The organism is Lysinibacillus sp. FSL P4-0201, from assembly GCF_038593425.1.
Taxonomy (GTDB): Bacteria; Bacillota; Bacilli; order Bacillales_A; family Planococcaceae; genus Lysinibacillus; species Lysinibacillus capsici.
The window spans coordinates 852,611-879,542 of record NZ_CP151995.1; the positions used below are offsets into that span (position 1 = coordinate 852,611).

The window sequence follows — 26,932 nt, forward strand, 5'->3', positions numbered from 1 at the left end:
ATGCCATTTTAAAAAAAGGGGTGCTTTATTGATGAATTTTACGTCAAAAGATGTGGAAAATATGATTACAGAGCAACGTCAATTTTATTTTTCACGTGCTACAAAAAGTGTGAAATTTAGAAAAGAGCAATTAAAGAAATTAAAAACTTCAATTTTGAAATATGAGAAGGAAATATTAAATGCGCTTTACTTAGACCTTCGTAAAAGTGAATTTGAAGCGTATGCAACAGAAATTGGCATTGTATTAGATAGTATTTCATATATGGTAAAACATGTAGAAGAATGGATGGAACCAGAAGCAGTCAAAACACCAATACAATATCAAATGGGCAAGAGCTTTATTGTTCGTGAGCCCTATGGCGTAACGTTAATTATTGGGCCATTTAATTATCCATTCCAACTTGTAATGGAGCCACTGATTGGCGCCATAGTTGGAGGAAACACAGCAATCGTCAAACCATCAGAAACCTCTGTACACACAGCAGTCATTGTGAAAAAAATCATTGAGGAAACATTCCCGTCTTCATATATACGTGTCGTGGAAGGCGAAAAGGAAGAGGTTACGGCTCTTATTCATGCTTCCTTCGATTATATCTTTTTTACAGGTAGTGTAGCCGTTGGTAAAGTAGTAGCAAAAGCTGCTGCAGAACGTTTGACACCAGTTGCGTTAGAGCTTGGTGGCAAAAGTCCAGCAATTGTCGATCAAACAGCAAATCTAGAGGTAGCAGCAAAGCGGATTGTGTGGGGTAAATTTACTAATACTGGACAGACATGTGTGGCCCCTGATTATCTGCTTGTACACAAAGACGTTTATGACCGTTTTATGAAAATATTAAAAGAAACAATCCGTTCGTTTTATGGCAAAAATCCTTTAAAAAGCCCTGATTATGGACGTATCGTTAATTTAAAACAATTTGATCGTTTACAGCAAATAATTGTGGACGAACGTGATGCCATTACATATGGTGGACGAATAGATCGGGATGATTTATATATTGAACCTACAATAGTTGAATATGTAAAATGGACAAGTCCATCCATGCAGGAAGAACTATTTGGTCCTATCTTACCTGTTATGATGTATAATGATTTGCCACTTGCCATTCATCAAATCCGGCAATTACCAAAGCCCTTAGCGGCATACTTCTTCTCAGAACATGAAAAAGCCATGCAATACTTTTTAGAAGAATTACCATTTGGTGGGGGATGTATTAACGACACCATCACACATGTTGGAAATTTACATTTACCATTTGGTGGTGTAGGTCCATCAGGTGTGAAAGCATACCATGGCAAAGCGAGCTTTGAAAACTTTACTCACCCGAAATCTATCTTGAAGAAATCTTCCAAGCTGGAGACAAATGTGTTGTTCCCGCCATATAAACAGAAAGTGAAAATTGTGCGCTCAATTATGAAATAGTTTAACAATGGAGGTATCTTCTTGATGCCTCCATTGTAACTATAAGCTTACCATGCATAGACAAGTGTTCTCTAAATAACCTTTTCTCGTTATGTCGAAAAATGCCGATTGGTGATTATAAATGAAAATTTGAAGAAAACATGATTTTTTCCTCAAATGAAAGCGGTTTCGTTGAAAAAACACTAGAGAGGCATTTTATTTATCATGAAATAAGTAGTAAAATAAGTTCAATAGAACGTGGGGGATTTCATATTGTCGTTTTTTGTCGATTATTAAGAATGATGACATGAGTGTAGAGATTGATTGGAGGATTATGAAATGTATGCAGAGGAATTGTTAAGCGCATTACCTTTGAAAAAAATAATTGGCGTGCTGCCAGATCAGGTTAGCGATATCGTAGTAGATTCAAGAAGTGTGCAACCAAATAGCATGTTTGTTTGTATCAAAGGGTATACAGTAGATGGGCATGATTATGCGCAAAAGGCTGTAGATGGTGGCGCAACAATTGTTGTGACGGAGCGAGAATTACCGCTAGGAGAGACAATCGCACAAGTGATTGTGAAAGATACAGATCGTGCAGTAGGTTTACTAGCTGCAAAGTTCTTTGATTATCCTTCAAAGGACATAACGATGATTGGTGTAACGGGAACGAATGGTAAAACATCCGTAACAGGAATTATTCAAAATATAATGCATGGTATGGGCGAGAAATCGGCTTTATCAGGCACAATTGGCTTTAATTTAAATGGAATTTTATATGAATCAGCTAATACAACGAGTGATGCGTTATCGACACAACAAATGATTTTCCGTGCAAAAATGGAAGGCTGTCGATTAATGACAATGGAAGTTTCATCACACGGGTTAGCACTTGGACGTTTAGCAGGTGTTGATTATGATATCGCTATTTTTACGAATCTAACGCACGATCATCTTGATTTCCATGGTACGATGGAGGAATATGGCCATGCAAAAGGCTTATTATTTTCCCAACTTGGACAAGATTTAGAAAAAAATAAATTTGTTGTGTTGAATGCAGACGATGCTTGGTCAGAGAGATATGCTGCAATGACACCATTTCCAGTGTGGACATATGGTTTAAAAAATGAAAATGCTGATTTCCGCGCCATTAACTGTGAATATCACGACTATATGACATCATTTGACGTGGAAATGCCTGAAGGAATTTATCGTGTAAAAATGAATTTGCTTGGGGAATTTAATATTTATAATGTATTGGCAGCCATGATTGCGTTTTATGGTAGGGGCTATTCAATGGAGTCCATTATTGAACAAATCGAGCAACTACCGCCAGTCAAGGGTCGTATGGAGAAAGTATGTTCAGATCTACCTGTGCAAATTTTTATTGATTATGCCCATACTCCAGATGCAATTGAAAAGGCAATTCAAGCAGCGCAACCTTATAAAAAGGGCAAGTTGATTTTCTTAGTTGGAACAGGTGGCAATCGTGATAAATCAAAGCGTCCTGCCATGGCTGAAAAAGCGTCTGCTGCGGAATATGTTATTTTAACGACAGATGATCCACGCTATGAAGACTACGATAGTATTACAGGCGATCTTGCTAAAGGTATGCTTCATGATAATTATGCTTGTATTGGAGATCGTGCAGAGGCAGTGCGCCATGCGATTGAAATTGCTGAACCAGGTGACATGATTATTTTTGCTGGTAAAGGCCATGAGGATTATCAAATTATCGAAAATACCAAATTTCCACATAGTGATGCAGAAATTGCGATAGAAGCAGGCCGATTAAAATTCGTGTGATGAAAGCTGAATTCTTAGGAAACCCTTTTAGTTGTAACTAAAGGGTTTTCTTTTTTGAGATTTCATGTAAAAAGGTTGTACGAAAGGCAAGTCTTCTTTTATTATTATTAAGTATGAAAAAAGGAGAATGACGAGATGAATTCAAATTTAGAACAAGATATACTATCGCGTCGTACTTTTGCCATTATCAGTCACCCTGATGCTGGGAAAACGACGATTACAGAAAAGCTTTTACTTTTTGGTGGTGCCATTCGTGATGCAGGTACAGTAAAAGGTAAAAAAACAGGTAAATTTGCAACATCGGACTGGATGGAGATCGAAAAACAACGTGGGATTTCGGTTACTTCATCTGTCATGCAATTCGATTATAACGGCTCTCGTGTGAATATTTTGGATACCCCTGGTCACCAAGATTTCTCGGAAGACACATATCGTACATTGATGGCTGTAGATAGTGCCGTCATGGTAGTGGATGCTGCCAAAGGGATCGAGGCACAGACTTTAAAGCTATTTAAGGTTTGTAAAATGCGTGGTATTCCTATTTTTACATTTATTAATAAGTTAGACCGTCAAGGGAAAGAGCCGCTTGAATTGATCGAAGAGCTTGAAGAGGTATTAGGTATCAATGCATATCCTATGAACTGGCCAATCGGTATGGGTAAAGAGTTCCTTGGTATTTATGATCGTTACAATAAACGCATTGAGCAATTCCGTACAGATGAAGCGGAACGTTTCTTACCAATTGACGACAATGGGGAGCTTGCTGTGGAGCATCCAATGAAGGTGACTTCTTATTATTCACAAGCAATGGACGATATTTTACTTTTAGATGAAGCGGGAAATGCATATTCTGAGGAAAAAATTCGTCGTGGGGAATTAACACCTGTATTCTTTGGTTCAGCATTAACGAACTTTGGTGTTCAAACTTTCCTCGAAACCTATTTACAATTCGCGCCGACGCCGCAGCCAAGAATTACTGAAGATGAGCAGTTTATTGATCCTGTGGAGCATGATGAGTTTTCAGGTTTTATTTTCAAGATTCAGGCCAATATGAATCCAGCACACCGTGATCGTATTGCCTTTGTACGTATTGTTTCTGGTAAATTTGAACGTGGAATGAATATGACGTTATCTCGTACAGGGAAGTCATTTAAAGTCACACAATCTACACAGTTCCTTGCAGACGATCGTGAGACAGTAGATGAAGCAGTTGCTGGTGATATTATTGGTTTGTACGATACAGGAACATACCAAATTGGAGACACTGTTGTAGGTGGCAAGAAAACATTCCAATTTGAAAAATTACCACAGTTTACACCAGAATTATTCGTCCGTGTCACGGCGAAGAACGTTATGAAATCAAAGCAATTCCATAAAGGGATTTTACAATTAGTGCAAGAGGGTGCTATTCAATACTATAAAACGCTGCATACAGAGGAAGTTATACTTGGAGCAGTTGGTCAATTACAATTTGAAGTATTTGAACATCGTATGAAAAATGAATACAATGTGGAAGTAAAAATGGAGCCAATTGGTTCGAAAATCGCACGCTGGATTGAAAATGAAGAGGATGTCAAAGAATCAATGTCATCAGGTCGATCAATGCTTGTAAAAGACCGTTTTGACAATCTTGTTTTCCTATTTGAAAATGAGTTCGCTATGCGTTGGTTTGCAGATAAAAACGAAAACATTAAACTTTATAGCCTTTTATAATTATAAAACACGAATCGACAATTTTGCGATTCGTGTTTTTTTGCAAGGAAAAATGACACTGTTTGTAGAATATATACATTATTAGGAAATATAAGTTTCCTTAGAGATAGTATCTCAATAACAGGAGCTTATTTATAAAATAATCTCCTTTTCGGCTATCATAGAAAGGAAGAGGTAGAAAAGGAGTTTGTTTATATGAATATTAGTCATTTTTCTATTAAAAGACCTGTCTTTACGATTGTTACTATGCTTTTTGTCATCATACTAGGCGGTGTATCTTTATTAAAAATACCGATTACGTTAATTCCAGAGTTAAATCCTCCTATTGGAGTGGTTGTCACCTCTTATCCTGGGGCAAGCCCGACGGAGGTAAATGAAAAGATAACGAAGCCATTAGAGGCTACACTTGCCACCTTACCTGGTATCAAAAAAATCCAGTCAACCTCCCAGGAAGGCTCCAATTTAATTGTGCTTGAGTTCAACTGGTCCACAAATATGGATGTTGTCCAACTTGATATTTTACAGCGAATTGATATGACCCCATTGCCTAATGATGCTGGCAAGCCTAGTTTCCTAAAATTTGATCCGTCTCAATTTCCTATTATTCAGCTGTCTTTACGTGCGGAAAATAATCAAGTAGATGTACGTGTATTAGCAGAGCACTTAGAGAAGGAACTGCTACGGACAGAGGGTGTTGCCAGTGTGAATGTTTCTGGCAAATTGATTGATGAAATCCAAATAGTATTGGATGAAGCAAAGCTAGTTGAAAAAGGCTTGACTCAGACAGACGTGATGCAAATAGTTCAAGCGAATAATGTGTCTCTTCCTGGTGAGCCTGTTTCAACAGATGATGGCAAAATGCTAACAACACGTATAGTTAGCACATTATCTTCTCCGGAAAGTATTGCCAATTTAATTGTTTCGGTGGACCCTTTAACGGGCAAATCATTAACCATTGGTGATCTTGCAACCGTTGAGAGGACAGAACAACAATCTATTACCACAACACGAGCAAATGAGCATCCAGCAGTTCTTATGTCTGTATTACAGGAATCTGGTGCAAATACGGCAGAGGTTTCTAAGGATTTCCAGAAGGCCTTAGAGACATTACTAAAGAAAGATCAGTATAAAGGTATCACAGCAGATATTTTAATTGATCAAGGTAATTATGTGGATTTAGCGATTAGTAATATTGGCTCTTCCCTACTCTTAGGTGGATTATTTGCGATGTTCATCCTATTTGTTTTTTTACGTAGTGTAAAGAGTCCGATCATTATTGGTATTGCGATTCCTTACTCCGTTATTGTCACATTTGTTTTGATGTTTTTTGCGAATTTTTCCCTCAATATTATGACATTAGGTGCTCTGGCACTTGGAATTGGTATGCTTGTGGATAATGCCATAGTCGTTATTGAGAATATAGAAAGACATCTAGGACTAGAAAAGGACCCGATAACTGCAGCAAAGGAAGGAACAAAGGAAGTAGCCCTTGCCATTACAGCTTCCACTTTAACCACAATAGCAGTATTCATTCCTGTTATGTTCATCGAAGGATTGATTGGTCAAATATTTACAGAGTTTGCCTTAACAATCTCATTCAGCTTAATTGCATCTTTAGTAGTTGCGCTTACAGTCGTTCCGATGCTAGCAAGTCGACTTTTAAAAATGAAAAACAATAATTTTTATGTACAACGCAGTAAATCACGTTTTTATAGGCATTACAAGGCGTCAATTGTATGGGTACTAAAGCATCGAATGCTTATACTGCTTTTTACAGTGGTTTGCTTTAGTCTTTCTTTGTTTGGACTGACTAGAATAGGTACTGAATTTTTACCGCCTACAGATGAGGGATTCACCTCTATAAGTGTCAATCTTGAAAAAGGTGTCGCTGTATCAGAAACAGAAAAGATTGTTAAGCAAATTGAGGAACGTTTAAAGCAGGAAAAGGATGTAGATGTGTATGTTAGTTTAATTGGCGGTACACAACAATCCCAAGCACGTGGACAAACTAGCGCCAACCAAGCTGAGATATATGTAAAGCTTGTCCCATTAGCAGAAAGGCAACGTTCCATTTTTAAATTTGTAGAAGAGCTAGAACAAGATATACAGGGAGAGCTTGAAGAGCAAGCTGAAATTACATTTAATGTATCGACAGCTACAGGATCGTCACCACACACCTTAACATTCCGTTTAACAGATTCCGATGAACAGAGGCTACAGCAAACTGTTAAGAAAGTGCAGCAGGAACTACTAGCGATTCAGCAAGTGACAAATGTCTCTACGGATTTAGATAATACTGTTCAAGAGATTCAAATTGAGGTTAATCGTGAAAAAGCAAAAGACTATGGTTTTGCTCCAGCACAAATCGCTCAAACTGTAAATCAAATGACAAAAGGTCAATTAACGTCCCAATTGATTACTGATGACGGTGCAGTATTACCTGTTTATACAGGTTTTGGGCAGTCATTTAATACGAGTATAGATGCTTTAAAAGCCATGCAGCTGCGTTCGCCAGCAGGATTATTTGTAAAGTTAGAGGAAGTGGCTACCGTTTCTATACAAGAGGGGCCGATATCCATTCGTCGTTCTGATCAAGCAGCAGCAGTGGCCTTTTTTGTAGATTATGAAACAAAGGAATCGTTGGGAGGAATCTCTGCAAAAGTAGATAAAGCATTAGAACAAGTTAATTTACCATCTACTACTCAAGTTGTGTTCAGTGGGGACAGAGAGCTCTATGATAGTGCAATTGATGATATGTTACTAGCTGTGATGCTAGCCATCGTGCTTGTATATATTGTGATGGCAGCTCAATTTGAGTCATTTAAATATCCGTTTGTTATCATGTTTACTGTCCCATTAATGATCATTGGTGTGGCGATAGCTATGTTCCTAACAAATACTTTAATTGGTGTAACCTCAGTTATCGGTATCCTAGTACTAGTAGGAATAGTCGTAAATAACGGTATTGTGCTGGTAGATTATATTAATCAGCAAAAGGCAATGGGCATGCCAGCTTATGAGGCAATTTTACTTGCTACCCAAGATCGGCTTCGTCCAATTTTAATGACAGCCTTAACAACTATTTTAGGGCTATTACCACTCGCACTGGGCATTGGAGAAGGGACCGAGATGAATCAGCCAATGGGGATTGCTGTTATCGGAGGGCTTATGACCTCAACTTTACTGACGCTGTATATTGTACCGATCATTTACAGTTTAATGGATAAAGATACAAGAAAGATGCACTAGGTTCAAGGGGGAATGGGAGATGAAGGTTCATTTTTTTACAGGTTTTCCTGGTTTCATTTCGAGTCAACTAATTCGAGCATTATTTCAAAAGAAACAAGCACAACAAGTAATTACCATCGTATTGGCTGGTGAAACCATAAAGGCACATAAAGAAAAAAACAAAATATTAGAGGATTTTCCTGACTGTTCGATTCGAATTGTGGAAGGCGATATTACACTACCAAACCTTGGATTAGAAAATCAAATCATCAAAGAAATTGTACCGCAAATTGAAGTGCTTTGGCATTTAGCTGCTATCTATGATTTAGCTGTACCACGTGATATTGCCTGGAAGGTAAATGTTCATGGTACAACAATGGTTAATGATTTTGTTCGCACCTTACCAAATATACAGCGCTATATGTATTTCAGCACTGCCTATGTGGCTGGTACACGTGAGGGCATACTGCGTGAAAATGAATTAATTCGACCAAGAGCATTTAAAAACCACTATGAGGAAACAAAATATGAGGCTGAGCACCGAGTAGAAGATTTAAAATCAGAAATACCATTGACAATAATTAGACCTGGAATTGTTCGTGGTCATTCCCAAACTGGTGAAACCATTAAATTTGATGGTCCTTATTTCTTCTTAAACTTAGTTGAACGTTTAAAGGGTTTACCTTTTATTCCGTACATTGGTCAAACTTCATCGACAATTAATGTAGTGCCAGTTGATTATATTATAAATGCTTCTACTTTTCTGGTTAGTGAACAGAGTGCAGAAGGGAAGACACTTCATTTAACTGATCCTAATCCTCACCCTGTACAGGAGGTATACCGTACAATGGTGAAACTAGTTACAAATTCTTATCCAAAAGGACGTTTACCATTTACATTGGCTAAGCTTTCATTGCAGATTCCATTTATTCGAAAAAAATTAGGTGTCGAACAAGAAACATTAGATTATTTAACATGGAATGCTTCATTTGATACGACTGAAGCACATCATATCTTACAAAAAGGTGGTATTACATGTCCTGATTTTATACAGACGATGCCAAAAATGATTGAGTTTTATTTAGCACATAAGGAAGAGAAGAGCTATCAAATTCAGATTAAGTAACGAAAAAAACATATAGATATTTTTGTCAGTTGTAAATGATAGTGCTATAATATTTGAAAGAAGATACCTTCGACAATTTGTCAAAGGAGAGTAGCTAACAGGTAATTAACTTTCCCTGGTTTCACATTCGTCAAGACATGGTACAACCATCGGGTGTGATAGTGAATGGCTCTATACGTATGACGTGTAGATTGAAGTACCATAAATAGAAAGGGTACGAATTTACTTAGCGAGACCTTTGCCTGAATTAGGGCAGGGGTTTTTTTCTTTTATACTTGAATGACAGGGTCATTGAGGGTATAGAGAGCTTAGAGGAGGCACTAGAATGGAAGCGATTTTATTACAATATGGCTGGGTGTTAATTGTCCTTGTTGTATTAGAGGGATTACTAGCAGCTGATAACGCGGTAGTAATGGCTGTTATGGTGAAGCATTTACCACAAGAGCAGCAAAAAAAGGCATTATTTTATGGACTATTTGGAGCATTGATATTCCGATTCTCCGCATTATTTGTTATTACAGTTTTAGTGAATTATTGGCAAATACAAGCGGTCGGTGCAGCTTATCTATTATTTATGTCTGCGAAAAATATATATGATTTACGAAAACATAAAGATGAAGAAGAAGCAGCAACCGAAAATGGTGGAAAAAAGGGTTCGGGTTTCTGGTTAACAGTACTAAAAGTAGAGGCTGCCGATATAGCATTTGCTATTGATTCGATGCTAGCAGCCGTTGCAATTGCTGTAACTTTGCCACACTTAGGTGAATTTGATATTGGTGGCATCAATGGCGGTCAGTTCATTGTGATGCTCCTTGGTGGATTTATTGGTGTCATTATGATGCGGTTTGCTGCCCAATGGTTTGTAAAAATATTAAATGATTACCCTTCACTTGAAACAGCGGCATTTCTAATCGTTGGCTGGGTAGGTGTGAAGTTAGTTGTCTTAACATTGGCTCATGAGAAGGTGGGAATATTGCCTAAAGAATTTCCACATTCCACGGCATGGGAGTTAACATTCTGGATTGTCCTAATAGGTATTGCTTTTGTCGGCTATTTAGTCGGTGTAAGAAAGAAAAAATAAGTAGATGAACGTTGGAGGAATAGTTATCACTATTCCTCTTTCTTTTTTTATGTATTTTTTCTATACTATAATCTATCTAGTTGGGCATCATATGTGGGAGGAGTTGTTAAAGTGCCTTGGAAAAAATCATCAAATAAACTAGTCACACCATTTCAGGTACTTGTTTCTTATTATTTTATAGCGATAGCGATTTCCTTCCTGTTATTACGGCTTCCAGGCGTTCATCAAGAAGGTGTAAAAGTCTCTTTTTTAGATAGCTTGTTTACAGCAGTAAGTGCAGTAAGTGTTACTGGGTTAACAACCATTAATATTTCGGAAACCTATACTACCTTTGGGCTTGTAATGATTCTTGTTATTTTACAGTTAGGCGCCATTGGTATTATGTCACTTGGTACCTTTGTGTGGCTGCTTGTTGGGAAAAAAATAGGCATGCGTGAGCGTCAGTTAATCATGATTGATCATAACCAGTACAGTGTCTCTGGCGTTGTTAAATTAATCCGCGAAATTTTAAAAATTTTATTTGGCATTGAATTAACGGGTACCATTATTTTAACGCTACATTTTACCAATTATTTTGATACGTTAGAAGAAGCCTTTTTACATGGAATTTTTGCCTCTATTTCTGCTACGACAAATGGAGGATTCGATATAACGGGAATGAGCTTACTCCCATTCCATGATGATTATTTTGTACAGATGGTTACCATGGTACTGATTGTATTAGGTGCTATCGGATTTCCGGTATTAATTGAATTGAAGACTTTTTTGCTTAATCGACGCGAGAATTTCCGTTTTAGTTTATTTACTAAAATCACTACTTCAACATACGCTATTTTATTTATAGTTGGTGCGCTTGTCATTTTACTCCTTGAATCATTCCATTCTTTTAAGGAAATGTCTTGGCATGAGGCATTATTTTCAGCAATGTTCCATTCTGTATCAACGAGATCAGCTGGATTGACTACTTACGATGTCACGACTTTTAGTGAAGCTACAGATATATTCATGAGCTTCCTGATGTTCATTGGCTCTTCCCCAAGCTCAGTTGGTGGAGGTATTCGTACCACAACTTTTGCCTTGGCCATTTTATTCTTAATTACTTTTGCTAGAGGAAGAGAGGATATCCAAGTATTTGGACGAGAAATTCATTTGATTGATGTCTTCCGATCATTTGTTGTAATTTTATTAGCCTTTTTCATGGTATTAGTTGCAACCCTTATCTTGCTTATAACAGAGCCACAAGCATCTCTTATTCAAATTATTTTTGAAATTACTTCAGCGTTCGGTACATGTGGTATGTCGTTAGGCATAACATCTGATTTATCAGTGGTTGGTAAAATCATTATCATTATTTTAATGTTTATTGGTCGAGTTGGATTAATATCATTCCTTTATACTCTTGGGGGTGGCGGAAGAGGAAAGAAATCAGGCTTCCACTATCCGAAGGAACGCGTAATTATTGGTTAAATTTTTAAAGTATGTGAGGCATTAAGTAAGGAGTAATTCCTTCGTAAACCTCATATAAAAGTAAAAATTATTATCTTGTCATAAAATATTCAAAAAATTTAAACTTTTATTTCCTGATTAGATAGATTGTTTTTTGGGTATTTTTTACAAAGTTTTATCAATCTTTGTTTAAGGAATTTGACCTATATTGGTAAGGCTGGCTATGAGTACTTAACTAACCGAACAATGAAGCGCAGAAGGAATAAATTTAGCAGTCTTTATTGTTACTATGAGGATTTAAGAATCGTTTAAGTAATAAAAAAAGCTAGTCCTGATAGTTATGACAGGACTAGCGTTTCTTATTAGTTAGAGTAGATTGTTGCAAAGTAAGGTGCTTGACCATGTCGGAAATAGGTTAACAGATAGCCATTTTTTTGTACAATTTTGCCATTTGCAAACTCTTGGTAATCAAGAGCATGAGGGATAATCAAGGTATGCTTAAACAACTCTTTTTCAGTTAACTTAAAGTTAGCAAATTCCTCGCCTGCGATAGCTGGATCTTCTCGTAAAGCGTGATAAAGGGCTTTTTGTTGCTCTTCTGTAGGACGCTCATTCCACCATAGCTTCCGTGGTTGGAACTGCTGAGCCATTAAGTAATCAAGCTGCATTAAACTCTGAACAATGTTTAAATTCACATCATCAATCGTTTCTAAAAACATTAATAAACGACGGAATAAATCCTCTAGCTGATGGCCAATACGAGACCAACCTTTTGTTTCCCAATATGTTCCGAAGTTTTGGAAGAAATCAAATGGTGTATCAAAGACCTCTGTAACCAAGTATTCAATCGTATGATCCATACGGTGATCATTCCAATACTTTTCAAGAACATCCTCTGCATGCTTAATGCGGACGATATCATCAAATGTTAGAACATTATTTGAAAAGATTTCGTAAGGAGATAGATCAACATAGGTATAGCCAAACTTCTCGGCTTCTAATCGAAGTCCTGTGCCGCGTAAAAGTTTCAAAAATCCAAGCTGTAATTCCTCTGGCCGCATTGCAAAGACATCATTAAATGTTTGACGAAAACTAGCGTAATCTTCCTCTGGTAAACCAGCAATTAAATCTAAATGTTGATCTATTTTTCCGCCATCTTTCACCATAGTAACTGTTCGCTTTAGTTTTTCAAAGTTTTGACGACGTTTTACGAGAGTATTTGTTAAATCGTTCGTAGATTGAACACCTATTTCGAATCGGAACAAACCTTTTGGTGCATTATCATTTAAGAATTGAATGACTTCAGGGCGCATTATATCAGCCGTGATTTCAAACTGGAATACAACACCTGGTTTGTGTTCATCAATTAAAAATTGGAACATTTCCATTGCGTAGCTACGACTGATGTTGAAGGTGCGATCCACAAATTTAATTGTTCGAGCTCCGTTATCCATTAAGAAACGAATATCCTCTTTTATTTTTTCACGGTTAAAGTATCGGACGCCAACTTCAATAGAAGATAAACAAAATTGGCAGCTAAATGGGCAGCCTCGGCTTGTTTCGATATATTGAATTCGCTTACCTAGATAGGGAAGGTCCTCCTCAAAACGAAAAGGACTTGGTAATTCGCGCAAATCAATTTTAGGTGGCATAGCGTGAATCTTGACTTTCTCGTCCTCTAAATAACAAATACCAGGAACATCTTCTAACAATATTTCACCGTGGAAATAGCGCAGTAATTGTTTAAATGAAGTTTCTCCTTCACCCATCACAATGAAGTCTACCTCAGGTATTCGACGTAACCAATGGTGACAATCATAAGAAACCTCAGGTCCCCCGAGCAGAATTTTAACATTTGGACAGACAGTTTTTAACATCTTGATAACGTGAATTGTTTCTTCGATGTTCCAGATATAGCAACTAAATCCAACGATATCAGGTTTTTTTTGGAATAAATCTGATACAATATTAAAAGCAGGGTCTTTAATAGTATACTCTGCTATAATTGGATTAAACTCCGGTAAAGCTGCGCCTTTTAAATAGCGCAATGCTAAATTTGTGTGAATATACTTTGCATTCAAAGTAGTTAAAATAGTATTCATGCAATAATCTTCCTTTCAACATCCTATTGTATCAGTCAAGTATCTGACATACAATATAATTCTTTTTACCTATTTATTTTGTGAACGGTTCGTGAAATAATTTAAAATACTTAAATTTACTAAATTTTGTAATAATAGAATCGTGCTGTCATAAAGTATAGTAAAGGCTCAAAATTCGATTTTAGAGGTTTTTTACTCTTTTGAAAGGTTCGGTGAGAAAGTTGAAGCAAAATGATATTAATCAATGTTTTGGAAATCTTATGAAAAGTACTTCGTCACCAACACTTATACTCAATAAAGCAGGGAAAATTTTAAACGTCAATGAGGCTGCTATCAATCTTTTCAATCTTAATTTAACCTATATTGGCTATTTAGCTATGGACGAGCCATCTAATTTTAAATGGACTAAGTTCGTCAAACAGTTACAAAATGATTTACGTTCAGAGGAAATTTTCAATATTCGCACAGTTGGAAATGACTACGAAATGTTATCTTTTAAATGCTTTTATGATCCTAATACAGAGGAAATTGTTGCGCAAATTTCAACATTAAATGATGATGTTGCCCATAAATTATATGTTAGCCAAGCACATGAGAGAGCGCAATCTTTTAATGCCTACGATTACTTACCTTATGCTGTTATTGTTAGTGACGCTAGTGGTATTATTCTTGGGCTAAATAAATATGCGGAAATGTTTCTGAAAGTTGAAAATTCGCAGCTTCTTCATAAAGCGCATCAGCATATATTTGATTCATTTACATTGAAAAAGGGGCAAATTACAACCTACCTTTCTAAGTTAATGGGTGAAAAACATGCAAGCATTCATGTAGTCGATGAAACACAAGTAAGCAGAACTTGCTATTATGAAATTTCAAGTATTTTTGATGAATACAATAATATTATTGTCACTGTGATTAATGATGAAACAGAGAAAAAGCAACTTCAACATAAAGTTGAGCATCAGCAAGCATTAAACGTTGTGGGACAGATGGCAGCGAGTATTGCACATGAAATTCGTAACCCATTAACTTCTTTAAAGGGTTTTACTGAATTACTAAAATTAAATGCTGATGATGAATCACGCATGTATCTCTCTGTTATTGACAGTGAGCTTCAACGGATGGAACAGATCTTATCCGAATTATTAGTATTGTCTAAGCCAACAACGATGAAAGTGGAATTATTAGAACTGGATCATATTGTAAAGCAAGTCATTGAGTTTATGCTACCAGATGCACTCATGAAAAATATTATGATTCAGTATATTTCAACCTCTAATCAAGTCTATATTGGCGGCAACGAGAATCGACTAAAGCAAGTGCTGATGAATTTAATTAAAAATGCAATGGAATCCATGAATAATGGTGGTACGATTACCGTCGAAATGGCAACAAATGACTGTGCGATTGTCGAACTTATGATAAAAGATGAAGGTGTTGGCATGGACAGCACGACACTTCAAAACCTATTCCAGCCTTTTTACACGACAAAATCAACAGGGACAGGACTGGGCCTTGCTTTCGTGAAAAAGGTGATTGAAGAACATGAAGGAGTAATTGGCGTTAGTAGTGAACTACAGAAGGGGACATGCTTCCATCTGCAGTTTCCAATTTACACATTCAATCAGATGGATACAATGGAAGTATCCACAAAAGATTCTGCTTATTTAGTAACATAAAGAAAGTAAAAATGGTTGCATAATGAACAACAAAACCTTCTAAATCATATATTGCTTTTGACAATGCTTTTCTAATGTCGCTATAATGTCATGTATAAAGAGCGAAGTGAGAGGAAAAGAATATGCCGTCAGAAGATCTAAAACAATCTTTAAAATTATATATTGTATTATCACGTGCACTAAAAGCAATTAATGAAACAACACATCAATTATTTCAGGATAATGGTTTAAACCCAACTGAATTTGCTGTTCTAGAACTTCTCTATCATAAAGGAAGACAGCCATTACAGCAAATTGGCAATAAAATTTTGTTAGCCAGTGGGTCTATTACGTATGTCATTGATAAGCTAGAGAAGAGAGGTTACTTATTACGAGTATCTTGTCCTGCTGATCGTCGTGTTACGTATGCAGAAATCACCCCTGAAGGTGAAGCTTTTATGGGAGAGCTGTTCCCAAAACACGAACAGCATTTGCATGAATTAATGAGTGTACTATCCCCAGAAGAAAAAGAGCAAGCTATTACGTTATTGAAGAAAATTGGCCTTTCTATCAAAGACCTATCTTATTAAAAAAGTTGTCTCATTGATTTGAGACAACTTTTTTGTGATCAAATAGAAGGACGATAGACTATGTCTATCGTCCTTAGCATTTTATTATTTTTTAGATATAGTTGCTGCCATATTAAGCATAGCATCTGTTAAATCTTGTTCATCATTATCATGAATAGTTAATTTTGTAATGAGACCATCTTTCTCAAGGACAACCCCAATTACTTTCTCAGTGTCGAAGTCCACAACATAACCCTCGATATTTTGAACATCTTTAAATGCTGTTAATTCCTCAGCAGTTAGAGCTACTGTTTCACCCACTGCGTTCATATAATCTTGCATAGTTGTTTTTACTTCTTCAAAGCTCGATTGTGAAGCTTCAATTGTTTCAATACGCATAAACACTTCGTCATCATCATTGGACACTAACATGTCTTTACCAGGCTCTTCTTGTGTCAGTGTAAAACCAGGAAGCTGTTGTAGTTTATAGCTTTGATCAACACTTGCTGATTCAGTTGCCTTTTCAGTTTTATCTACACCTTTTTGGACGTATTTTACATCTTGTTGAGGCTGTTTAGAAGCATCCTCTGTATTTGTATCATTTGATGCAGGTGTATCTTCTTCTTCCTCATTTGATTCACCTGCTGTATCATCTCCAGATGGTTTTTGATCGGCAGCAGTATTTGATGGCTCATTTTGTTGAGCATCTGAATCCCCTGTTTTATCAGATGTATTACACCCTACAACTAATACGGCTGTTAGTAATAATGCAAGAATAGAAACTAATTTTTTTTGCATAAAAAACCCTCCTTTTCTAAATTAAACGTTAGTAAAGATAAAATGTTTCCAAATATTAATGTTATGATGTTAACGGCAACACTAAAAATAATAATAGTACAAAAACGACATGAGCTACAATAACAAGTGGCATACTTTTACGCCATTCATATAAGAAGCCCCAAATAATGCTTGTTACCAATGCAGCAATGACACCAAGCATAAATCCGCTAAGGGCAATTGATACAGCACATAATACTGCGGTAACTATGACAGCCAGCGGTGGGCGCATAAAACGTTTTAATTGTTGTTGGATATAACCACGCCAAAATAATTCTTCACCTATGGCAACGATAAATACGAGTAAAACATAGTGCCAAATATTTTGTGGTCCGTAGCTTGCTAAAAATTTTTGAACGGATTGTACTAAGTTATTATTAATATATGGAGCGAGCCAGTAACCAAAGCGAATAATACCATATGTGATGGTACCGTATCCAATACCAAAGAGTAAAAATTGCCAAGTAGGTAATTGATCTTCAATGGAGCCAGCTAAGATGGCAATGGCAATACATACTAGTAGAGTGAATGCATACATGTACCAAAATACAGCTTGGTTAGCAAAGGTAAAAGCAAGCATACCATAAACGAATAATAAAGAAAGGAGAAATAGTATTGTTTGTTTCGAATTTGTTAGCATATTCGACCTCCATACCTTAATCTTATCAAAAAAATAGTCCCTTATCATCTATTAAGACAAATAGGGACTATTCAGACTATTAAGCTTCATTAGTATATAAAATTTTATATCGTTTATGATTGACGACCGTTTTTTCTTCAATTTCAAGGGAATCAAAATTCTCCATATATGTTAAGTTAACGATCACCGAATTTTCATTTACCTTTTCTACAATACCTTGGAGACCATTTTTAAACTCGATAATATTTCCAACTTCAGCTATTTTCACAGACAGTCAGCTCCTTCATCGACTAATAATATACAGTTTGCATGAAAAATTGGTAAACGTAAAGCTTTTTTTAAATAATTCATAATTTATTACACAAATGAGGCAAAGAGAGGAATAAAGTTCATGGAAAAATACGAAAATATGCTTAAACAATTACAAAATGGGGAAAGAGAAAGTATTGAAATTCAAAAGGAAGAATTTTACGAATTTCGTGAAATTCTTGTAAAACACCCATTATTTAAACATTATAGAGGTGAGGCCAAGCAAAATGGGCGAATTATCTATACTTATACTGAAACACCAAGAAGTTAATTTGTCGAACATTGTCGTAAGTTAATGCTGTAAGAAATGAAATATAAATGTATAATAATGGTATGATTATTTGTGTGTGGAGGGTTGTATGAATGGTCAATCTACTCTTGAAACAAATGGAACAAACTCGTGAGATGATGATTCGCTCAGGTGTAGAAAACGGGTTACAAAATGCAAAAACCATTCAACTGAGTCGCAGATTAGATCAGTTAATGAATACTTATTATAGACAGATGGCATTTGAAGAAGAAAAAGATCAAGAAGACTAAAAAAGATTGTTCCAGTATTCAGAGTAAAAAACATTTTAACATATATGTTTAAAATGCATTTCAATGGGGAATAACTTACTATGAACACAGCAACATTCTCATTTCCCCCTTTAGAGCAGTGATCCCCCAATCACTTGCTCTCTTTTTTTTGCTTATTCGGTATATATGCCCTACATATAAATTTTAGTACAAGTTGTGGGAAGAGTTTGAATTATTTCATTCCTTCACCTAAACTGAAAAGATATAGAGTTGGACTCTCACGGAGAGTACAGAAATTCTAGAACAAAGGAGCATGTACATATGACAAAGAAACGTATCGCATTTATTGGAACTGGAGTAATGGGTGCTAGTATTATTAAGCATTTACTAAAAAATGGTCATGAAGTAACCGTCTATACTCGTACGCAAGAAAAGGCAGAGCCTCTTGTTGCCTTAGGGGCGTCATGGGCAAGCTCACCTGCTGAAGCATTTAAAAATCATGAAATTGCCTTTACAATGGTTGGCTATCCTTCCGATGTAGAGGAAGTATACTTTGGGGAAAATGGCCTCTTCCAAACAGCAGAACAAGGCAATATTGTCATTGATATGACGACTTCAGAGCCATCTTTAGCAAAGAAAATTTATATGTATGCTCAATCTATCGGTGTAGAGGCTTTAGACGCCCCTGTTTCAGGTGGGGATATTGGTGCTCAAAATGGCACTTTGTCTATCATGATTGGTGGCGATCAGGTCACATACGACAAGGTATTGCCAATTATGAAGCAATTTGGAGAAAATATAATTTATCAGGGTGAAGCAGGAGCTGGTCAGCATGCAAAGATGTGCAATCAAATTGTTATTGCCTCTGGTATGATTGGCGTGTGTGAATCACTAGCTTATGGACTAAAGGCAGGATTAGATTTACCTACCGTTTTACAATCGATCTCTTCAGGTGCAGCAGGTTCATGGTCTTTAAGCAATTTAGCCCCACGTATGATAAAAGAAGATTTTGCACCAGGCTTTTATATTAAACATTTTGTAAAGGATATGAAAATAGCTTTAGACGAGTCAAACAAAATGGGCATAACATTACCAGGACTTGCATTAGCCTATGAAATGTATGAGAAATTAATCGCAGCAGGCTATGGTGATAATGGTACACAAGCACTCTTAAAGTATTATAAATAATTCGCGATGGGATTCTGAATAGGAAACCTGAAGGCTCCTTAAATGGGAGACCTTCAGGTTTTTTTGTTTTACTCTTTCCCGAAAAGTTGAGAATCCAGTGAGAAGCTGGATGCGCCTGCGAGAGTAAAGTAAAGAGCTATTGCACCTAAAGCTAAATCTAATTCATAACCAGCCAATCCATCTGCCCCGATAAAGCCGATGCTAAGTTTTGCTGTAAAGATCGCCACAATCATTGTAATGGTTAATAAAGCACCAAATATTCTTGTTGCTAAACCTAAAATAATTGCAATTCCACCAACTAATTCAATAATTGCCACGATATACGCCATAAATCCTGGTATACCTAGGCTATCAAAGAAGTCAGCTGTATAGCTAATGCCACCTTGAAATTTTTGAAAACCATGCACTGCAAAAATAACGCCTAGAACGATACGTAAAATTGTTGAACCAATATTTTGCATAATAAAGTAACTCCTTATCTTTTTTTGCTTACAATTCGTAACTTAGTTTATTTTTAAAAACAACTTTTGTCAAGTAACTTAATGTATTTTTAGAACAAGTTTTTTTAAAAAGTGATATACTGTTAAATAGGAACTAATATACAAAGGGGGGAAGTCATTTGGATCAAAAAAATATTTGTCCGCGATTTGAAAAAGCACTCATGATATTAAATCATCGTTGGAATACACTACTTATTTATCAGCTATTAGATGGTCCGCAAAGGTATTCGACCATTAAAAATCAGTTGAATATTAGTAGTCGTGTATTAACAGAACGTTTAAAGGAGTTAGAGACTGAGCAAATAGTGCTACGTACAGTAATTCCATCAACACCAGTTGTCATTGAGTATGAACTAACGGAAAAGGGTTATGCTATTGCACCTGTGCTAAAAGCGATTGAGCAATGGTCCTCTGAATGGGTAACCATAGATATAGAATGATAAAAAGGTATTCAAGCGAGGGGCTTGAATACCTTTTTTGGTTTTACACAGAAAATAAGCGTTCAATTATCGACCATTTGGCAGTTATTTTTCAGTGAATTTACTGTTATATTGTAAATAATATTAATTTTCTTTAAAAAAAGGTATTTTTTATTTCAGAGAGAAATTAATTGTTTATTATAGAGAATGGAGAGGAGGGTTTTATGAAGAAGAGTACAGCTATAGACGTACAACATCGAAGTCAATTAGCCATTTATTTATCATTACCGATACTTTCATGGGCATTTTATGATTTTGCGAATACAATTTTTTCTTCAAATATAAATACAATATTTTTTCCCTTTTACATGGATGAGGTTTTAGGAACAAATGAAGTCATGCAACAAGTTGCGAGCACCTTTATATCTTATGCAAATGCCATTGCAAGCTTGTTGCTCGTTATCTTTTCACCCCTTTTCGGTGTGTGGATTGATAACACAGGTTATAAAAAGAGATTTATTGTATGGTTTGCATCCATATCTATTCTATTTACATTTATGATGGGAATATTTGCTAATGTACAAACCACTGTCAATTACTCTGGTGTGCCTCTTAGTTTATTTTTGGTAGTTGCAAGTTTTGTCATAGCAAAATTTTTTTTTAATTCAAGTTTATTATTTTACGATTCTATGATGGGTGATCTAGGGACAAAAGAAGAGATGCCACTCATTTCAGGGTATGGTGTTGCAATCGGGTATCTTGGTACACTTTTTGGATTACTTGTTTACTTGTATGTTGGTAACAGCGATTTTCATCGAGCGTTTATCCCAACAGCCATTCTGTATCTACTCTTTTCATTGCCATTATTCTTAATTAATAAAGATACACCGATCCCAAAGTCCCAACGAAAGTCCTTAAAGTTTTTAGATGGTTATAAAGAAATCATTCAAACATTTAAAGATATGAAGCAATATAAAGCAATCTTTACCTTTATGATTGCTTATTTCTTTCTAAATGATGCCATTGCTACAACGATTGCTATGATGGCTGTTTATGCGACAACGATTGTTGGCTTTAGTTCTGGACAATTTATCGTACTTTATTTGGTCTCTACTGTCTCAACAATCATTGGGTCACTTGCCTTTGGGTATATTACGAAATCAATAGGCGCTAAACGTGCCATTACAATTGTTGCACTTATTATGATTGTTGCTTTGGTATTCGCTGTTTTTGCTTCAGCACAATGGATGTTCTGGCTTGCTGGTAGTCTATTTGGTATATCACTTGGCTCAATGTGGGTGACATCTCGGACATATATTATAGAATTATCACCGAACGAAAAACGTGGACAATTTTTTGGGTTGTTTGCTTTTTCAGGTAAAGTATCCTCCATTATTGGTCCAGCTATATATGGAACTGTTACATTATGGATGAAGGATTATGGTACTATTGCTAGTCGTGTAGCATTATCAACGTTGATCGTTATGACTGTCGTTGGTCTATTGGTACATCTAAAAGTTAATGATAAAAATGGAAATAGCAAGTAGGAGAAATGTATTGCCTATGATACAATTGAATTATAAACAGATGTAGAGAAAGGAGCGGGGTTGCATTGGAACATAAAGGAATATTATTAGAAAGTGGCACAAATGAGCTAGAGATTGTTGAATTTGAAGTAGCAAACAATAAGTTTGGCATCAATGTTATTAAAGTAAAAGAAATTATTCAACCGATCCCAGTAACGTTTATCCCACACGCGCACCCGCATGTAGAAGGAATCATTCAATTACGAGGTGAGGTATTACCTGTTGTAGATATGCTACGAGTATTAGGAATTCAAGGTGCTGAGCGTAATCCACAACAAAAATATATTGTCGCAGAATTTAATAAACAACGTGTCGTTTTCCATGTAGATAATGTAACACAAATTCATCGTATTTCTTGGAATCAAATCGAAAAGCCTTCAGATATGTATCAAGGGGGTACATCACAAGTAATTGGTGTGATTAAACAGAATGAGCAAATGATTCTATTACTAGATTTCGAAAGAATTATGGTGGATATCAATCCTGCATCAGGAATTAGTGTGGAATCTGTTAAAAAGCTCGGTAAACGTGAGCGATCTGGAAAGCGAATTTTAATTGCAGAAGATTCACCGTTATTACGTAAATTACTGTTTGATACTATGAGTGAAGCTGGTTATGACAATGTTGAATTCTTTGAAAATGGCCGCGATGCTTATGAATACTTAGAGGGAATTGCAAAGAGTGGTAGTGACATAGCAGAGCATATTCAATTGGTGGTAACGGATATTGAAATGCCACAAATGGATGGCCATCATTTAACACGAAAAATCAAAGAGCATCCCGATCTTCAAAAGCTTCCTGTTATCATTTTTTCAAGTCTAATTACAGATGACCTTCGTCATAAAGGTGATCAAGTAGGGGCTGAGGATCAAATAAGTAAGCCAGAAATTGCAGAGCTCATTTTACGTGTTGACCAACTTATTCTGTAATCACCATGGCTTACATGATACTTCTCAATTTTAATAATGGGTATCCTGCAAGTATAAATAAATGAAAGTAAAGTCGGATGCCTTAATTAAGAGGGTCCGATTTTTTTGTATATGTCCAAATATTATGAACAAAATAAATGGTAGATGCTTGAAGGATGTGATTATTTGAATGAATTAAAAACAGCTATTATTGATATCGGCTCCAATACTATACGATTAGTATTATATCAATATGATAATGAAGAGGGACTTCGTGAGCTTGGAAATATTAAGACGGTAGCACGTTTGCGTACATATTTACAGCCCTCAGGAGAGATGTCTGATGAAGGTATTCAAGTGTTATCAGAAACTTTATTAACATTTAAAGCCATGCTTGAGGATTTTGAAGTAACAGATGTAAAAGCTGCTGCGACTGCGGCTATTCGACAAGCCACTAATCGAGACAAAATTATAGAGGAAATGAAAGAACGGACTGGTATCCAAATAGAGCTTTTATCAGAAGAGGAAGAGGCCTATTTTGGCTACGTTGCTGTTGCTTATTCCATGGGTACGAAATCGGCCGTAACAATCGATATCGGTGGTGGTAGTACCGAAATTACGCTGTTTGAAAATAAAGAAATTCAGCAATCACATAGTTTCCCTTTTGGGACAGTTTCTTTAAAGCAACGTTTTGTAAAAGGTGACATTATCAATAGTAGTGAGAAAAAAGAGCTTCTTGCCTTTGTCAAAGAGCAGTTCCAAACACTCCCTTGGATAAAAAATGTTGCTCTACCTATTATCGCAATTGGTGGTAGTGCGCGGAATATTGCTCAAATACATCAACAAAAGCATGATTACCCTATTGCCAGCGTACATGGTTATGAAATGACAAAGGAAAATTTGGATGATTTAAGCTTATTTTTAGGGCAATTAAGCTTTCAGGAATTGAAACAATTGGATGGTCTCTCATCTGACCGCGCAGATATCATTGTTCCTGCATTAGAGGTATTTAGAGTGTTGATGGAGGTAGTTAGTAGTGAGACCTTCCAACTGACAAAGCGAGGGTTACGTGAGGGACTCATTATTCAACGGATTTTGCAAACAGATACACAGGCGTTTGATAAATATAATGTATTTGAAGGAAATGCTAGAAGATTAGCACGTCAGTATGGTCGGAGTGAAGTGGAAGTAGATTATTTAATGCATTTAGCAGACCAACTGTATCGTGAATGTTGTCATTTAGGCTACTTGCAATATCATCCAGAAGATTTGCATTTATTAGCAAAAGCGGCGAAGGTTTTTAATATAGGAGAGTATATCGAATTAAGCTCTTCAAGCCAACATACTTTTTATTTAATTGCGAATCAATCCATTGATGGTTTAAATCATTTAGAACGAGTAAAACTAGCACTTCTTGCCTCCTATAAAAATAAAGATTATTTCGAACGATTTGCTGCTCCATTTGCTACATGGATGAGTCGGGAGGAACATCGTAAAATAAGAGATTTCGGAGCGTTATTAAAATTTGTCTATGCATTAAATGTTTCAAAACGCAATATAGTACATGCTATTGAAATGCACACCGAAGAAGATCATGTTCAGCTTAATATTTATGTAAAAAAGAATGCTGCGGCTGAAAAGTATCAAGCCAATCGACATAGAAAGCATTTAGAACGTGCATTAAAAATCCCAATGAAGATCAATTTTATTGAAGAAGGGTGGAACAATGGATGACAACTGAAGTAACGAAAAACGAGCTACATGGGGAAGAGTTTTCCGAAAACTACAATCTATTGTTAGAGGAAATTGCAAAGCCTCAATATTATAATAATCGTGAATTAAGCTGGCTTGCCTTTAATGAACGCGTGCTAGAGGAAGCAGAGGATATTAATAATCCTCTGCTTGAGCGTTTAAAATTTTTAGCTATATTTAGTTCCAATCTAGATGAATTTTTTATGGTTCGTGTTGCAGGCTTACAGGACCAGGTACGTGCTGGTTTTCATAAGCCCGAAAACAAATCTGGCTTAACGCCAAAGGAACAGTTGGCCAAAATAGCAGAACGCACACAAGCATTAGTGCGTCGACAAACTGAGGTGTATAGACATTTAATCTATGATTTACTACCTCAACATAATGTACATATTGCGGACATGAAAGATTTAAATAGCAAGCAAAAATCATTTATCAATGAAATGTTTGCAGAAACTATCTTCCCTGTTTTAACCCCTGTTGCAGTGGATGCATATCGTCCTTTCCCAACTTTGCTTGGTAAAACTTTGAATTTACTAGTGCTGTTAGAGCAGGATGAGTCAGATCTTGAAAGTCGTGAAAAAGTGGCGATTGTCCAGGTTCCATCTGTGTTAGATCGCTATATAAAAGTACCGTCCGAAGAAGGTAAGACAGTTGTAGTTTTATTGGAGGATGTGATAGTAGCGCATATTGAAAAGCTGTTTTATGGCTATAGCGTAAAATCAGCACAAGCCTTCCGCTTAACAAGAAATGCAGATTTAACTATCCATGAAGAAGGGGCTCGAGATCTTCTCGTGGAGATCGAAAAAGAGCTGAAAAAGCGAAAGTGGGGAGTAGGAAGCCGTTTAGAAGTTCGAGTTGGAGAAATGAACGAGGAAGTGCTGCAATACTTACTAGATGAATTCGAAATAGAAGAATCGGATGTATTCCATATTGATGGTCCTTTGGATTTAACGTTTATGTTCTCTTTTGTGAAAGGTATTTCAGTAGGTCGTGAGCATTTAGAATATGAAAGCTTTATCCCACAGCCACCTTTAGATTTACAGTCTGACGAAAATATTTTTGAAAAAGCACTTCAACAGGATATATTTTTCCATCATCCATATGAATCTTTTGCCCCTATTGTTGATTTTATTTCTGAGGCCGCTGTCAACCCAAATGTGTTGGCTATAAAACAGACATTATATCGAGTAAGCGGGAATTCACCGATTATTCAAGCGTTAAAGCTTGCCGCTGAAAACGGTAAACAAGTAACGGTATTAGTGGAGCTAAAGGCTCGCTTCGATGAAGAAAACAATGTGCACTGGGCAAAACAATTAGAACAAGCAGGTTGTCTTGTGATCTATGGGATGAATAATTTAAAAACGCACTCAAAAATCACGCTAGTCGTTAGTCGTCGTAACGGCAAAATTGAACGTTTTGTCCATTTGGGTACAGGAAATTATAATGATGCTACTGCAAAAATTTATACGGATATGGGCATAATAACGACAGATAAAGAGTTTGGCATTGATGCGACAAATTTCTTTAACTACTTAAGTGGCTATACAGAAAAGCCTACCTTTAATCATTTAGTCGTTGCACCATTTGATATACGCGATGAGTTTATTCGGTTAATGGATGAGGAAATTGCCTGTCATAAAAAATATGGAAATGGTTTTATTCGTGCAAAAATGAATTCATTGACAGACAAAGATTTAATGATGAAGCTTTATGAGGCATCGATTGCGGGTGTAAAGGTCGAGCTTATTATTCGTGGTATATGCTGTATTAGACCAGGAATCCCAGGTATTAGTGAGAACATTACTGTAACAAGTATTGTTGGTCGTTTCCTTGAACATTCTCGTATTTATTGGTTCCATCATAATGGGGAAAATAAAGTATATTTATCCTCTGCAGATATGATGACACGCAATATGATTAAACGTGTAGAAATTTTATTCCCTGTATATGCAAGTGAAGCAAAAACTCGTATTATTGACATAATGAATGCACAATTAATGGATACTGCCAAAGCCCGTATTCAAGACTCTAATGGTAAGTATCATTATAAAGAGTTTGATCGTAGCGAAGATCCATTAAATAGCCAGGAAATTTTCTTGAAGGATGCATTAAAGCCTACGCTTGACGAAGAATAGAGCAAACACGC

Annotated in this window: 22 protein-coding genes; 17 read left to right on the forward strand and 5 right to left on the reverse strand. The window is 36.2% G+C overall.

What is annotated here, in order from left to right; genetic code table 11:
- Positions 1-31 precede the first annotated feature (31 nt).
- The 7 genes from MKY76_RS04060 to MKY76_RS04090 all read left to right on the forward strand — a co-directional run bounded on the left by MKY76_RS04060 (position 32) and on the right by MKY76_RS04090 (position 11,820).
- The gene (locus tag MKY76_RS04060; protein WP_342557449.1) at positions 32-1,420 is read left to right on the forward strand and encodes an aldehyde dehydrogenase; all 1,389 of its coding nucleotides are present in this window, start codon (positions 32-34) and stop codon (positions 1,418-1,420) included.
- Between the two features lie 318 nt (positions 1,421-1,738).
- A complete protein-coding gene (locus MKY76_RS04065; RefSeq protein WP_048392003.1) occupies positions 1,739-3,205 on the forward strand; it encodes a UDP-N-acetylmuramoyl-L-alanyl-D-glutamate--2,6-diaminopimelate ligase in 1,467 nt (488 codons plus the stop codon).
- A gap of 135 nt (positions 3,206-3,340) precedes the next feature.
- Positions 3,341-4,918, forward strand: a complete 1,578-nt coding sequence (locus MKY76_RS04070) for a peptide chain release factor 3 (protein WP_048392002.1) — start codon at positions 3,341-3,343, stop codon at positions 4,916-4,918.
- A 195-nt stretch (positions 4,919-5,113) separates the two neighbouring features.
- Positions 5,114-8,167, forward strand: a complete 3,054-nt coding sequence (locus tag MKY76_RS04075) for an efflux RND transporter permease subunit (protein WP_342557450.1) — start codon at positions 5,114-5,116, stop codon at positions 8,165-8,167.
- A 19-nt stretch (positions 8,168-8,186) separates the two neighbouring features.
- Complete coding sequence (locus MKY76_RS04080) at positions 8,187-9,272, forward strand: SDR family oxidoreductase (RefSeq protein ID WP_269898988.1); 1,086 nt, start codon at positions 8,187-8,189, stop codon at positions 9,270-9,272.
- Between the two features lie 325 nt (positions 9,273-9,597).
- On the forward strand, positions 9,598-10,353 hold the full coding sequence (locus MKY76_RS04085; protein WP_048391999.1) for a TerC family protein: 756 nt from the start codon (positions 9,598-9,600) through the stop codon (positions 10,351-10,353).
- 111 nt (positions 10,354-10,464) lie between these two features.
- Entirely contained in the window at positions 10,465-11,820 is a 1,356-nt protein-coding gene (locus MKY76_RS04090; protein WP_036075771.1) for a potassium transporter TrkG, read from the forward strand.
- 341 nt (positions 11,821-12,161) lie between these two features.
- Here MKY76_RS04090 and MKY76_RS04095 read toward each other — a convergent pair whose 3' ends face one another.
- Positions 12,162-13,901 (reverse strand): radical SAM protein, encoded by a 1,740-nt coding sequence (locus MKY76_RS04095; protein WP_048391998.1) that lies wholly within the window; start codon positions 13,899-13,901, stop codon positions 12,162-12,164.
- A gap of 260 nt (positions 13,902-14,161) precedes the next feature.
- On the opposite strand from MKY76_RS04095, the gene MKY76_RS04100 reads away from it, so the two are divergent.
- Both MKY76_RS04100 and MKY76_RS04105 read left to right on the forward strand, forming a co-directional pair.
- Positions 14,162-15,580, forward strand: coding sequence for an ATP-binding protein (locus MKY76_RS04100; protein WP_231595608.1), 1,419 nt, complete (start codon positions 14,162-14,164; stop codon positions 15,578-15,580).
- Between the two features lie 122 nt (positions 15,581-15,702).
- Positions 15,703-16,149, forward strand: coding sequence for a MarR family transcriptional regulator (locus MKY76_RS04105; protein ID WP_004224579.1), 447 nt, complete (start codon positions 15,703-15,705; stop codon positions 16,147-16,149).
- A gap of 84 nt (positions 16,150-16,233) precedes the next feature.
- Here the strand turns inward: MKY76_RS04105 and MKY76_RS04110 are convergent, their stop codons facing one another.
- The 3 genes from MKY76_RS04110 to MKY76_RS04120 all read right to left on the reverse strand — a co-directional run bounded on the left by MKY76_RS04110 (position 16,234) and on the right by MKY76_RS04120 (position 17,873).
- Complete coding sequence (locus tag MKY76_RS04110) at positions 16,234-16,926, reverse strand: hypothetical protein (protein WP_257961544.1); 693 nt, start codon at positions 16,924-16,926, stop codon at positions 16,234-16,236.
- Between the two features lie 61 nt (positions 16,927-16,987).
- On the reverse strand, positions 16,988-17,605 hold the full coding sequence (locus MKY76_RS04115) for a type II CAAX endopeptidase family protein (protein WP_004224581.1): 618 nt from the start codon (positions 17,603-17,605) through the stop codon (positions 16,988-16,990).
- Positions 17,606-17,684: 79 nt separating this feature from the next.
- Positions 17,685-17,873, reverse strand: a complete 189-nt coding sequence (locus MKY76_RS04120; RefSeq protein ID WP_004224583.1) for a DUF2187 family protein — start codon at positions 17,871-17,873, stop codon at positions 17,685-17,687.
- A gap of 123 nt (positions 17,874-17,996) precedes the next feature.
- On the opposite strand from MKY76_RS04120, the gene MKY76_RS04125 reads away from it, so the two are divergent.
- The 3 genes from MKY76_RS04125 (at position 17,997) to MKY76_RS04135 (ending at position 19,621) form a co-directional block, all read left to right on the forward strand.
- Complete coding sequence (locus MKY76_RS04125) at positions 17,997-18,185, forward strand: hypothetical protein (RefSeq protein ID WP_048391995.1); 189 nt, start codon at positions 17,997-17,999, stop codon at positions 18,183-18,185.
- A gap of 92 nt (positions 18,186-18,277) precedes the next feature.
- Positions 18,278-18,454 carry an aspartyl-phosphate phosphatase Spo0E family protein gene (locus MKY76_RS04130; RefSeq protein ID WP_004224595.1) on the forward strand — a complete coding sequence of 59 codons (177 nt, stop codon included), beginning with the start codon at positions 18,278-18,280 and terminating at the stop codon, positions 18,452-18,454.
- A 300-nt stretch (positions 18,455-18,754) separates the two neighbouring features.
- A complete protein-coding gene (locus MKY76_RS04135; protein WP_048391994.1) occupies positions 18,755-19,621 on the forward strand; it encodes an NAD(P)-dependent oxidoreductase in 867 nt (288 codons plus the stop codon).
- A 68-nt stretch (positions 19,622-19,689) separates the two neighbouring features.
- Here the strand turns inward: MKY76_RS04135 and MKY76_RS04140 are convergent, their stop codons facing one another.
- Entirely contained in the window at positions 19,690-20,082 is a 393-nt protein-coding gene (locus MKY76_RS04140; protein ID WP_048391993.1) for a DoxX family protein, read from the reverse strand.
- Positions 20,083-20,240: 158 nt separating this feature from the next.
- Here MKY76_RS04140 and MKY76_RS04145 point away from each other — a divergent pair, with 158 nt between their 5' ends.
- From MKY76_RS04145 to MKY76_RS04165, 5 genes are all read left to right on the forward strand, one after another.
- Positions 20,241-20,561, forward strand: coding sequence for a helix-turn-helix domain-containing protein (locus MKY76_RS04145; protein ID WP_016992449.1), 321 nt, complete (start codon positions 20,241-20,243; stop codon positions 20,559-20,561).
- Positions 20,562-20,764: 203 nt separating this feature from the next.
- On the forward strand, positions 20,765-22,087 hold the full coding sequence (locus MKY76_RS04150) for an MFS transporter (protein ID WP_342557451.1): 1,323 nt from the start codon (positions 20,765-20,767) through the stop codon (positions 22,085-22,087).
- Between the two features lie 65 nt (positions 22,088-22,152).
- On the forward strand, positions 22,153-23,055 hold the full coding sequence (locus MKY76_RS04155; RefSeq protein ID WP_048391990.1) for a chemotaxis protein: 903 nt from the start codon (positions 22,153-22,155) through the stop codon (positions 23,053-23,055).
- A gap of 165 nt (positions 23,056-23,220) precedes the next feature.
- Positions 23,221-24,768, forward strand: coding sequence for a Ppx/GppA family phosphatase (locus MKY76_RS04160; RefSeq protein WP_257961545.1), 1,548 nt, complete (start codon positions 23,221-23,223; stop codon positions 24,766-24,768).
- Positions 24,765-26,921 (forward strand): RNA degradosome polyphosphate kinase, encoded by a 2,157-nt coding sequence (locus MKY76_RS04165; RefSeq protein WP_048391988.1) that lies wholly within the window; start codon positions 24,765-24,767, stop codon positions 26,919-26,921. Before MKY76_RS04160 ends, MKY76_RS04165 begins: the two co-directional genes overlap by 4 nt.
- Positions 26,922-26,932 lie beyond the last annotated feature (11 nt).